General features: G+C 36.8%; 9 protein-coding genes and 1 pseudogene. 5 read left to right on the top strand and 5 right to left on the bottom strand.

Annotation, left to right across the window (positions count from 1 at the left end; translation table 11 throughout):
• Nucleotides 1–74 precede the first annotated feature (74 nt).
• The 3 genes and pseudogenes from KQI21_RS01200 (at nucleotide 75) to KQI21_RS01190 (ending at nucleotide 2,810) form a co-directional block, all read left to right on the top strand.
• A complete protein-coding gene (locus tag KQI21_RS01200; protein ID WP_216482195.1) occupies nucleotides 75–389 on the top strand; it encodes a hypothetical protein in 315 nt (104 codons plus the stop codon).
• Between the two features lie 585 nt (nucleotides 390–974).
• Nucleotides 975–2,070: pseudogene (tnpB, locus tag KQI21_RS01195) on the top strand (IS200/IS605 family element RNA-guided endonuclease TnpB).
• A gap of 236 nt (nucleotides 2,071–2,306) precedes the next feature.
• Nucleotides 2,307–2,810: a YcxB family protein gene (locus KQI21_RS01190; protein WP_216482194.1), complete on the top strand. Its 504-nt coding sequence runs from the start codon at nucleotides 2,307–2,309 to the stop codon at nucleotides 2,808–2,810.
• 46 nt (nucleotides 2,811–2,856) lie between these two features.
• On the opposite strand, the gene KQI21_RS01185 is transcribed toward KQI21_RS01190, so the two are convergent.
• The 3 genes from KQI21_RS01185 to KQI21_RS01175 all read right to left on the bottom strand — a co-directional run bounded on the left by KQI21_RS01185 (nucleotide 2,857) and on the right by KQI21_RS01175 (nucleotide 6,274).
• Complete coding sequence (locus tag KQI21_RS01185) at nucleotides 2,857–5,058, bottom strand: glycoside hydrolase domain-containing protein (protein WP_216482193.1); 2,202 nt, start codon at nucleotides 5,056–5,058, stop codon at nucleotides 2,857–2,859.
• Between the two features lie 505 nt (nucleotides 5,059–5,563).
• Nucleotides 5,564–5,728, bottom strand: a complete 165-nt coding sequence (locus tag KQI21_RS01180) for a hypothetical protein (protein ID WP_179104357.1) — start codon at nucleotides 5,726–5,728, stop codon at nucleotides 5,564–5,566.
• 30 nt (nucleotides 5,729–5,758) lie between these two features.
• Nucleotides 5,759–6,274, bottom strand: a complete 516-nt coding sequence (locus tag KQI21_RS01175) for a hypothetical protein (RefSeq protein ID WP_216482192.1) — start codon at nucleotides 6,272–6,274, stop codon at nucleotides 5,759–5,761.
• Between the two features lie 889 nt (nucleotides 6,275–7,163).
• Between KQI21_RS01175 and KQI21_RS01170 the strand changes: the two genes are divergently transcribed.
• The gene (locus KQI21_RS01170) at nucleotides 7,164–7,928 is read left to right on the top strand and encodes a hypothetical protein (protein WP_216482191.1); all 765 of its coding nucleotides are present in this window, start codon (nucleotides 7,164–7,166) and stop codon (nucleotides 7,926–7,928) included.
• A gap of 448 nt (nucleotides 7,929–8,376) precedes the next feature.
• On the opposite strand, the gene KQI21_RS01165 is transcribed toward KQI21_RS01170, so the two are convergent.
• On the bottom strand, nucleotides 8,377–8,589 hold the full coding sequence (locus tag KQI21_RS01165; RefSeq protein WP_077319443.1) for a hypothetical protein: 213 nt from the start codon (nucleotides 8,587–8,589) through the stop codon (nucleotides 8,377–8,379).
• 941 nt (nucleotides 8,590–9,530) lie between these two features.
• Entirely contained in the window at nucleotides 9,531–9,806 is a 276-nt protein-coding gene (locus tag KQI21_RS01160; protein ID WP_216482190.1) for a phage holin, read from the bottom strand.
• A gap of 710 nt (nucleotides 9,807–10,516) precedes the next feature.
• Between KQI21_RS01160 and ehuA the strand changes: the two genes are divergently transcribed.
• On the top strand, nucleotides 10,517–11,287 hold the full coding sequence (gene ehuA, locus KQI21_RS01155) for an ectoine/hydroxyectoine ABC transporter ATP-binding protein EhuA (RefSeq protein ID WP_216482189.1): 771 nt from the start codon (nucleotides 10,517–10,519) through the stop codon (nucleotides 11,285–11,287).
• The last annotated feature ends 1,057 nt before the right edge of the window (nucleotides 11,288–12,344 follow it).

Genomic DNA, 12,344 nt, shown 5'->3' with positions numbered 1-12,344 from the left:
AGTAAAGATTTTAAACAGATGGATCAAATACTTGCTCAATGGCTGCAGATACGCTAATAAGGGGTGGTGAAACAATGAGTAGTATAAGTGATTGGTGGAAAGATTATTTAGAAACCAATGCACAAAAAGAAGCGTTAAAGAAGCAAATGAAACAAAATTTACAAGAAAATGTAGATTATATAAAGTTGTCCTTAGAACATAGTTACGCGGTTTGGTCACTTTCTCAAAAACATCAGAATATTTTAACAAAAATCAATCAATATTTTGATGGAAAAGCAAGTCATGCCTTGACGAATCGCTTTATAGAAAATATAATTCAGCTAAACGAAATGGACCAGGTTTACAAGGAAAACTATGAAAATGTTAAACTGAAGCGTGGGTTTTGGTGAGAGGTCATGGCGGTATAATTTTTTTCTGCACATTTGGCACACACAAGAATTAACCCCGCTTCATAGGGACGGGGTTATATCCTCACGAAAAAGGTTGACGAGACGTGACGAACCTACACCGAAGGCCCGTACGGCGGATGTACCAAACAACTCATAAAACCATGTCCCGAGTTCTCGGGACCGGTGAAATGAATGACGCAGAAAAAAGGTTGCGACTGGGAGAATATTGGATCTCTATCGGAGCTGATACGATCTGACATACTATAAGTCGATGTGACTGGTGGATGTAGGGAATGTCCATCTACTAATGCGATCGTTAAACTCACCAGAAAACCGACGCCCGCCTCGACAACTGGGTCAGGTTCTCGATACATTCCGGATTGTGTCCGTCGAACATGATTCCAAATGTTTATTTCATTATTTATCTTATTTGGACGAGAAGACTCCACCCTTAAGCGAAGCTAGGGTGGAGATGAATCGTCTTTTTTTGCATAAAAATATTCGTTAAAACACTCTGCGTTCAGTGTTTTCCTGTTATAATGAGTATATAGAATATTCATAAAAAGGAGGTAGAAATGCTCACCCATAAATCGTATCTATCCGAATAGGGCTCAAGAAACACTTATTGCTAAAACATCGGTTGTTCCCGCTTTGTATTCAATCATTTTTTAGCCAAATGGAATCAAGCTTATCAGGATACAGGAAAAGGCTTGACGTATAATGCTTGTTCTTCTCAATTAACCCAACTGAAAAAAAGAATTAAAATGGTTAAAAGAAGTGGATAGTGTTGCACTTCAATCATCGCTAAACTTAGCTGATTCGTATGCGCGTTTCTTTAAAAAACAAAATAAAGCGCCACGATTTAAGTCCAAAAAGAATAACGTTCCGTCTTATACGACAAAACAAACAAATGGGAATATCGCTATAATCGACAATAGAATCAAGCTCCCTAAGTTGGGCTTCATCCCATTTGCCAAAAGCCGTGGAGGTTGAAGGACACATTTTAAACGCAATGATTCGACGTAATCCAAGTGGTAAATATTTTGTCTCTGTTTAAGTTGAAACGGATGTACAGCCGCTTGAAAAAACGGGTTCCATTGTTGGCATAGACGTAGGATTAAAAGATTTCGCTATCTTATCAGATGGTACGATATATGAAAACCCTACATATTTTCGTAGATTAGAAGCGAAACTCGCAAAAGAACAACGCGTGTTGTCCAGACGAAAAGAACGAGCAATCAAGCAAAAACGAAAATTGAGCGAAGCAAAAAATTATCAAAAACAAAAGCGTAACGTTGCTCGTCTTCATGAAAAAATTAAAAACAAGCGAGCGGACTACCTGCATAAAATTTCTACCGAAATCATCAAAAACCACGATATTATCGGTATCGAAGGCTTGCAAGTGTCGAATATGCTGAAAAATCATAAATTAGCAAAAGCCATCAGTGAATACAAAGCAAATTGGTACGGCAAGCAAATTGTTGCAGTACCAAAAACATTCGCAAGTTCGCAACTGTGTTCGTGCTGTGGCTACCAAAACAAAGACGTTAAACATCTCGCATTACGTGAATGGTATTGCCCAGAATGCCATGCTCATCATGATAGAGATATGAACGCAAGTAAAAATTTGAAAAACGAAGCCATATGGCTTCTAACTGCAGGGACCGCAGGGATAGCCTAATCTATAACTTTCGGTTACGAAGGTGTTCTTAGGAATCCCCCCACTTCAAGCGTAAGCTAAGTGGTGGATAGTTCAAAGGTTATGGCGGTCAGGATTATAAAATAAAGGCATGTTATCTCGCTTAATTTGACAAATCATATGATATAAAGTTTATTTTTTCATTTCATGTGAAAAATATTATGTTAAAATTATAAATATGAATAATTCGTTGCAATTTCAAAAAGGGGAGGGTGTAATTGATTGCGAAATTCAGTATAACTGATAAAGATTTAATTGCTCAGCAAAAAAATGCTATAAAGACCACTAAGTTCCATAAAAGAACTAGAATAATGCAACTAATGGTTTTTTTTCTCTTTGTGGTATATATACTCGCATTTAGCAGACTCTCAACAGATAATTTTATGTTTGGGTTAGCGCTCTGTTTAATTCTTACCCCTGTAGTATGGAAATCCTATGAGTATGCTATAATTAGGCGATCTAAACGTATTCTTAAACAACACAAAAATAAATTAGGTGATTTTACATTAAACTTATCCGAAGAGGGGTTCACTAAAGAATCGAAAAATTTAACTGAAAAAATTCAATGGGACGAGTTGAAACAGCTTAAAGAAGATGGGGAGCGTTATTTCTTATATCTTACTGACTTACATGCAATTACAATCAAGAAAGAACCTGAAAATATGAATACAGAAGAAATAATAGCGTATCAAGAATTTATAAAACGAAAAGTTAATAAATAAAAAAATAGCCCCGGTATCGGTGGGGCTATTTTTTATAGGGCTTTAATCAGGCTGGATCATCATCTATATCATCTTGGTCTCCTATTAATAACGCGACAACAGTAGCCGCTGCTAACCCAGATACTACAACAAGACCTAATTCAACAGCTAGGGCAAGTAAAAAAACAAAACCTAATATCGCCCCGGCAACTTTAGCCTCCTTTGAAGTAAACGCGTCTGTTACAGGAGTTAGATCAATATCGACTGTAAATATCACTGTGACAGCAAGTTGAAGATTCCCTCCACCTTCTACTGGGATTTCTTCTTTAAAAGCAGTTACTCGGAGTTCTGCACTAGTACCCGCTCCCTTTAAAGTCATCTGGATGGCACCAGTACCTATAGAAGTCGCCATATTGTCTATAAAATCTTCATAAAACCCAAGTCGATTTTGAGTAAATTGTGCGATGTTTTCTCCAAGTAAACTCTCAAGGCTTCCGCTTACCCCATCAGGCGTGACTTGAAGTGTCGTTGTCGTTCCTCCTTCTGTAGGAGGATTTAACTGTTCGCTGAATTCCACATCAATAGATGCAATATTTGGGATATCAACAACTCTATGAGTGGAACTAAAATTAATATTCGTTGCAAATAATTCAGGGGCAAATTTTTGCAATCCCGGTATGTTTTTGCCCATTTCTACAAACGCATCGTGTTTTGCTCGGTATTCTTTACTAATTTCCGGATTATCAGGAGGATTTACTGCTGACACACCTGGGTCTTTGCCTGAATAATCGTTTTTGTCAATACCAAGCATACCAGAACCACCTAAACCAATTGTTGTTTCATGAAATTGATTAAAGGACCAATTGGTAGGCATGGGAAATCCTAAGTTACCACTATAACCTGTAGACATGTTTCCCACAAAACTGTAATCCGCTAACACACTGCTATTTGATTGCGCTTGTATACAGGTGTTACGAGAGCCATAAACACCTAGCTTGTATTCTGGTAAGTCTCCTCCTTTAGTGATATCGAGCACAGAACGCACTTCTGCTAAATAAGGAATAATATTACCCCTTACTTGAAAATCATAAGCGTCGTAGTCAACAGCAAAATAAATCGTTGTACCAGATGGGAATCCAAGCTCGTATGCCGCTCTAATGGCTTTCCATGCATCCTCCGTGCCTTTTCCTGGTACAAAGTATTCATGATAATAACCTCCATCTTGGTATATTGGAAAGACGCGTATACCATTTACTGCAAGAATCTTTAGTTCCTCATGAGTCATTGCTTTTGAACGAAGACCAGCGTCAGTGGCCACATTACCTGTTAAATAGCGACCGATAATCTGATAGTTATAATCACGTAGCGTTTTAACGGTTTTATGATCAATAACGGTAGACGCATCACAAGCGATTGCTGGACGTCCTGTATAACCATTGCTTGTTAGTAATTGCTTAATAGTCGGCATATCAGCGACCCCGTTAGGAGGTAGAGTCATAAACTCCTTAAACAAATTTACAGCCGTTTCTACTTGGGGACTGAAATCCCCATTATAAGGATATGGGTCGTATAAAGGATCGTTACAGGCAAGCGACCACTGCAAAATTCTTGTAAAGTTCGCTGGTGCATTCCCATAGCTTAACGTAGGGCAATTTTCGATAGTTGCAGGTCCAAAATTTCCATTTGCTATATGACCAATACCTTCTTCATGCTGTAAAGCGTATATTAAAGCTTTGTTTGTCTTCCTTTCATAAATACCATTCGTCGGTATATAATCAAAATATTTACTGTATTCCCTATTGAGCGATTGTTGTATTTCTCTAACATGTGGCCGTCCGGAACTACGACTTAATACAAATCCATCTGTATTTAATATTGCTTTCATAAGTTTTGCATCAACAAACCCAGTTGGTTCAATCCCAACATCCTTTTCAAAATCTTTAACTTTATTCTCCGTGTCTCCAAAGAAATTACCTGAAAATCCCCCTGGATTATAACCTTTACACCAGAATCCACCTTGAAGAATTTTAATTAAATTATTTGGTTTCGCACCCCTTTCCTGTCTTGCTAAGCCAGGGAATTTTCTAGACGTTGCCGGGCCAAATGTTGGTACCGGATTTGGTATACCAAGCTCTATTTGTAAGCCAATAATAAGAGCCCCTACTGTTGTATTACCTGTTTTTCCATTTTCCGGAATGGTTTTATACCCATTTTTCCCCTTATACGTTTTGTTTAGCCACTTTTGCACTTCTAATACCATTTTATCCATACCGAACTCCTCCTTTTTGATGGTTGCATTAGATCTATCCCTGTTATAACATTTTCGTGGGCTATTATGAATGAACGTGATTATAATGATTTACTCCATTTAAGAGAGATCGGCGATCAAGACATACGAAAGAGGTTAGTGAGTTGTTGTAAAGCAAACTGTGGCAGAATTTGAAACAGTGTTGTAGCCGAAAGAATTTAACACTGTTGAGAGTTAGCCTTTCACATGAAAAGATGAATAAAATTAGAGAGCATTAAACATTTGAAAAAGCGTAAGGGTGCTTTTAAAATGTCTTGTGGAAAGTGTACACCGATCTCATTTGTTTCCGATCTTCTTAAACTGTTATTACCTATAACAGGGATAGTAGTAGTTTTTTCACCGTCTTGCACCTTACGCATAGCAATTGTTGTATTAAAAGGACTGCCTTAGTGGCAGCCCTAAAATATCAAACTAAACCTCTTATCCCACAACGGTTACTATTATTAATTCCAAAATTAAGCCTGTATCAATGACCCAAGTTATCGTTATCGCCACTAAGTGGTTCTATTACCTTCCCATTTTTATCAATTACGATAGTTTTCTCAATCGGTTCTTTCGAATTTGAATAATAAGCAAAAGTTCCAATTATGCTAGCTATCATAATTAGCATAATAAAAATACGTTTTTTCATAAGGACCTCCTTTCTAACACTTCTTAAGAATTATTTGATTGCCGATACCTTATATGTTTGTCCCTTCTTTGGATTATCTACAAGAAAATAGAAATACTTTTTTGTAATAAGTGTATATGGTGACCCACTCAATGGAAGATTATAAGATTCAGATACGTCTAATGGACTCGAGGCCCAAGTGTGCGTATTAACACCAAACCCTCCTTTTTTAAAGGTAAGTTTAAACTTACCAGAAGCGTTTTTTGTTGTAAAAGTATACCCGCTATATCTACGGCCAGATCCAGAAAAACCATTTGATTGGTAAGTCGCTGAGTTATTAAGATATTTAACTTTTGTTGGTGCAGTTGCAGCTAGAAGTGATATTAGATTGTCATTTGGTTCAACTAATGGTTCAACTAAATTGCCCTCATTGTCATATATAGTTACAGCTGATTGAATTTCCTCCATACTTGAATTAGTTTCTTCAGCAGAAACTGGAGCACTCCCAAGTATAAACGGAATTAATAATATCCCTAAGATACAACCTAACATTTTCTTTCTGACCACATGTCATCCTCCTAAATTAAAAATTTGGTATTTTCATAGTAAATTAATTATAACATATAATTCTGAAAACTGTTTAACCTTTTTATAAACCGGACTTTATTCTAAAGCTGCACTTTTACAGCTTTTGTTCCTTTTACTATCTTTAGCCAATATTTAACCTGAATTATCATACCTCCAAGTTAAGGCTTAAACTGATATCAAACCGAAGCATTTTTTTGTTTCAATGCAAAAATAAGGCGTTTATGATAACAATTTGGAAGATTCTCGCTTGAACGAACTCAAGAAATATCATTTTTGGACATACTTCGCTCTTAGTTTAAAAGAGACTTGAAAAATTTAGATTAGTGGATTGTTTTGGTAAGTGCAAACGATATCGCCGGGTTTACAAGGAAAACTATGAAAATGTTAAACTTAAACATGGGTTTTAGTGAAAGGTTGCATCGGTATAGTTGTTTTGTATGCATCTCGGAAATTATATTAACTGTTGAATACCGGCACGGAGATCTCCGTGCCGGTTTTCTTTTTTCAGTGAGTGTACATCATTTGTGCATATCACGCATATATAGCACACAACAAGCGTTTAGTATTGTATGCGCATGATGTGCAATTCGTGATACATACAAAATGTGACACCTTACCTCCCACTTCATCCCCCCACTCACACCATACGCGCAACATATACATACCCAATACACAAAAAATCAAAACCGTGCGCCGAGTCGCACCAATAAATTGAACAAAGACTTAAATCAAAAGGAGCGATTCTCATGGAAAATCAATATTTATCTAAAACACAACAAGCATCCCAAAAACCAGCTCGACTTAACGAAGGCAGCCACTACCCATCCAAGGATATGCTCTCGGAGAGGCCAAACGATTCCAGGCACCGGTGGCACGCCGCGCAATTCGTCCTGGTTTTATCGCAAAAACCGATGGCTTCGATGTAGATCAGATCGTGGCGGACTTAGAAAACCATCCCGAACAGGAAGGCTTACTCTCCCGCCTACTCAGCGTGAGTGACTTGACTGAAAAGACGTACAAACGTTTTGCAGAAAACCCAAATAGTTTATACAATTGGTACCCAGCAATTGAAAAGGCGCTTGCTAAAAGCGACACTGAGTTGAAAACGCCGGACACGAAAGTCATGCGCCTGCCGATCGAAATGACTCAGTTTATTCGGCTAGAATATCCGGAAACGTCACAAGCAGATAAGGACTTATTTAATCAATTTATCTTTGACCAGTTCGACCTTGAAGACGACAAGACCTACTTTATCAAAACCGGTACGTTTTCGAGTAAATTCCAATTCGCTAATGCCAAGTGTTCCGAGCCGCGTGAGATGGGTGAATACTTCCAGGTCATTAATAACTTTGCTATGACCGTCGGCGCTGGTCACACAGTGGATCTTGTCGTGCGTGAATACATTGAAGATGTGGAAGATAATCCAACGATTTATAACGGCATGCCATTGCGGACTGAATTTAGGGCATTCGTAGACTGTGATAAAAACGGACTTATCGGTGTTGTCCCCTACTGGCATCCGATTGTGATGAAACGCGCCTTAAAGAGCGGATTGTCAGAATCGATTCAACAGGATTATCAAACGTATCTCAGTCACGAACAGCATCTCGTTGATTCGTATAATGAACTGTAACTCTTTACTATAGCTGCTTTTAAGAAGACAGAAATAAATTACATGTTCTTATTCGTGATGCCCTTGCTCGGGTGCGGTTCTGTAAGAAGTGAGAGGAAGTAAATTAGAAGAATTAAAAAAAGCTGGTTTTCGAAATTAATTTTTATAGAAAAACACAAACAACAGAACTGGATTATCAAGCCAGTTCTGTTCTCTTTCCTATGTATAGCCCCTCAACAAGAGGGGATTAGGTTATTGTGTCAAAAAAAATAGTTTAGCAACTGAGAAAAAACAAACCATATGACGAATAGTCTTTTTATAGGACTATTTTTTATATTCACACTAAGTGTAAAAACTAAAAAAATCGATACTTAACTATGCATAGAATGTTGATGGGGGTTGAAAATAGTAAAATATTTTAACCCCCTATCAGATGACAGGGTATTGGCTAAGAACCTGATATCCAGTACTATTGATTCAATTGTTGTTGGCATTGTTGAACTAGTTGTTGAATTTGCTGTAATTGTTGTACTGCATTCATTTCATGTTGCGCCATTGTTTGTTGTGCACCTTGTTGTTGTCCTTGTTGAAGTTGCTGTGCATTTTGATGCTCCTGTTGTTCTAATTGTTGAGCAATTTGAGCAATCTGTTGCAATGCTTGTTGGATCTGTTGTTGTGACATAAGTATCCCTCCTTCGATATTAGATTCCATTGTATTGTTGGTTTCTCGGTTTATTTTTATACATATTTTTTATTTCTGAGGACAAACTAAAAGGGAGAAAACTTATAAGCCTCCCCCCTTGGAATCCCCTCAATAAAGAGGGGATTATGTTATTTAACACACAATTTCTGACCAATGTAAATTTTATTTAGATTAGAAGAATTATTCCAATGCTTTATCCATGACAGAGCGCTGCTATATTAGCTGTCAGCTTACTTATCGTATCACCAGATTTCCGTGGGGTATATTGCACTCGATTTTTTGGCAGTGGGACCTGTTAGTTTGATTTTCTGGCATTTTATTCGGATTCTTTATATCGTTAATCCATACCAGCTTTGCGACTGTTGTGTCATACGTTTTACAATACCACTCAACATGTCGCCAGATTTACTAAATATACATTTGATGTATCCGACTTCACCGCTAGATTTACTGGCTAATTTTTTAATTATTGTTTGCCGTCTGTAAAGTAAGATAACACTTTGTTACTAATAATCCGGTTTAAAAACTAATTTTTCTATATAACCGTCTAAGTGACCACAATCCGTATATTGGTGCAGATTGCAATCGTATATCGATTTCCTTGTTGGTCTACCGTTATTGGCTCCGTAATGAGGAATCCATACAGCATTAAAATCACTAACATCTATATTAAACTTTTGATATAAATGATGTTCGATGTACACACCAACCTGTTTTGCCAACTTATACTAGATAATGCCTGGTAATGTGAAGCATCAATAATATGTCCCATTACGTACCTCTCCCATTAAAATATTTTATATTAGAAAAACTGGCTTGTCGCCAAGTCTTTATGGCGAAAACTATAGTTTTTCTTATACTATAAACCATAAAGTTTTATACTTTCCTATAGTATAAAAAGCGCCCATTGAATGAGCGCTTTAATTAACATCTTTATTATCTTTTCTAGGTTTAATATAATTTAGAGCTTGTTCGCTGTCACTTAGTCCACTTGTGGTAGGATCATTAACAATACCCAAAATAACTAGCACAGCAAAAACTGCATTGATAAATTTCGTAGCTTCTTCTTTGATTAATTCTACTGCTATGTCATAGCCAAACCAATTACCTATAGTTTGTACCAAAAAAACAACAGCAGGAACTAAGGTCAACCAAAAAGATTTCTTTTTTACTCTTACTTTCCAATTGATTTTCACAAAAATTCCTCCTTTTAATATAAAATATTTAAAAAACGGCTTGCCCGATTGGACTAGCCGTTTAATCTGTAGCGAAATCATCTATTCTTTTATAAGCCCGCTTCATATTTTCTTCTACTCTAGTTACTCGTTCGGTTTGAGTTATCCTTCTGCTATAATTATAAACAAACTGAAAAAAAGGTTGAACCGACGCTTTGAGAATAAAAGCTAGAAGTGCTCGAGTTAGCAACGGGCAAACTGGAGAACTTCTGATTGGATAAAGGGAATCTTCATTTCCTGGAATGCTTTTCCCAAGAAATGTTAGATGAACAATCGGGCATTTAGGTGCGTTATCCCCAATTTAAACTTCTCCGTATTCTCTAAGGTGTAGTTTTACGGCACCTTACATGCGGGATAAAGGGAAACTTCATTCAAGGAGTGCTTTTCTCTTAGAATGTTAACTTGAGAAATCGGAATTTAGGAGCGGTTTCTCTCATCATGTTCGTAAAATAATAAGTAGATTTTTCAGATGAGGAATATACGGATCCTCACATTCGGAATAAAGGAAACATGCCCACATTGGAAGCAAGCCCGCTTTTAGTCGGCCTTCCTTTAGATTCGAGTCGATGTTAACGTATCGTAGGAAGAAGAGTAAAGTTTGCTACAGCTCAATCGCTTAAGCTGAACGATCAAAATGAAGCTTTGACTAGAAGTAAAGGAGCGACAGCGTAATGACAGAACCAATAGTTACATTTAATGACGTCCACAAATCATTTGGAGATGTCAATATATTGAAAGGAATTGACTTAGATATTAGACCAGCAGAGAAAGTTGCTATTATCGGGCCAAGCGGTTCAGGAAAAACAACAATCATTAGAATGCTTATGACACTGGAACAACCTACTTCAGGTGATATTATCGTAAACGGGACAAATTTATGGAAAATGAAGAAAAAAGGGAAACTGGTTCCTGCCAATGAAAAGCATTTACGAAAAGTCCGTGGAGATATTGGTATGGTCTTTCAACATTTTAACCTGTTTCCACATATGACAATTATAGAAAATTGTATGACTGCTCCAGTTCATGTAAAGAAAGAAGCAAAGAGTGAAGCAAAAAAACGTTCTCTGGAAATGTTAGAGCGTGTTGGCTTAGGGGATAAAATAAATCATTATCCAAGTCAACTTTCAGGTGGTCAAAGACAGCGCGTAGCAATGGCCCGAGCTCTTGTAATGCGACCAAAAGTCATATTGTTTGATGAGGTAACTTCAGCTCTGGATCCGGAATTAGTTGGGGAAGTACTAAGTGTTATTCGCGATATTGCAAAAAACGATGATATGGCAATGGTTCTTGTTACACATGAGATGGACTTTGCACTAGATATAGCAGACAAAGTTCTTTTTTTAGATAAAGGAGTTATTGCTGAACAAGGCACGGCCAGTGAAGTTATTGAGCATTCCGACAATGAACGACTGCGCGAATTCTTACACCGCTTTCGAGCATAATTACGGGAAATTTGTATTTTCCTTATATATTTACGTGATATCTGATACTATGAAAATGGAGAAATTACCAAAATGTGTGATTTGCTAGTGCGTGTTCAAAAAAGAGGTGAAAAAAACCTTAGGTCGTAACCTCCTTGAAATCGTAATGTATCGCTGTCAACTTTTTATTGCCCTTGAAAAAGAAAAACACTCGTTCTGTAGACTACATACCTCAACATGTCTAAACTACACCGAACAGGTCGTCTAGTATCCTCACAGAAGTCACAAGCAACAAGCAATAAAAAATTTGGTTTGCTTTAAGCGTTTGGGGCAATAGACTGCCTAGTAGCATTTATACATTGAACATTAAAATTTACATAACGTAGAATAATTTTTTGCTAAAACCTATCTTCTGATGTAAAAAATCTCAAGGAAAATTGATATTTTCTTTGAGATTTTGTTTTTAGTCGTCTTACTGATTTGTATTTCTCAACATAAAAATCCTATTTATTATTTCAATATAATAAGCGGAGATTTTTTACCTGGGGATGATTCTCTTAAATAATCTCCGTACAATCGAACTTTTTGATTTTTTAAGATTACGTAATAGTTCGTGTTCCTTCGTATTTTCATGCATCGTTACAATTGTACTTTCCTTACTATAATGCTAAGTAATATAACTACTTATCCTCTTCTAGATGCTAACTAATTCTTCTGCTATCCAACCACTATTCATTACCACGTAAACGTATCTTTCTATTATGTAATAATCAAACTCAGCTTTTATATATGCTGTATCGATTTTTTGAATTTACTGCATTTAAAATAAATGAAAATACTAATACGCAACCTTTCATGGGGATGGATACAAGTTAAAGCACCCTCTATACCACTAATTAAAGACTAAAATCTATTAGCCTTTATGTACTGCTTCCTAATGAGTTTCCAAACAAGAGATAGTCGAATCTTTTATCTCCACTCTAATCATACGCTAAAGTCTATTTATTGTGAGTATTTATAAATTAACAACTAGTTATCGAGTTCTGCTTTCCAATAAAACTTTACTGCTGTTCCCCCC

This window comes from Virgibacillus proomii, assembly GCF_018916875.1.
Lineage (GTDB): Bacteria > Bacillota > Bacilli > Bacillales > Amphibacillaceae > Virgibacillus > Virgibacillus proomii_B.
This window is presented reverse-complemented; position numbering and strand designations above follow the sequence as displayed.

Coding starts and splice junctions, on each gene's coding strand:
- KQI21_RS01200 (WP_216482195.1), top strand. CDS start 75: ATGAGTAGTATAAGTGATTGGTGGAAAGATTATTTAGAAACCAATGCA.
- KQI21_RS01185 (WP_216482193.1), bottom strand. CDS start 5,058: ATGGATAAAATGGTATTAGAAGTGCAAAAGTGGCTAAACAAAACGTAT.
- KQI21_RS01180 (WP_179104357.1), bottom strand. CDS start 5,728: ATGAAAAAACGTATTTTTATTATGCTAATTATGATAGCTAGCATAATT.
- KQI21_RS01165 (WP_077319443.1), bottom strand. CDS start 8,589: ATGTCACAACAACAGATCCAACAAGCATTGCAACAGATTGCTCAAATT.
- ehuA (WP_216482189.1), top strand. CDS start 10,517: ATGACAGAACCAATAGTTACATTTAATGACGTCCACAAATCATTTGGA.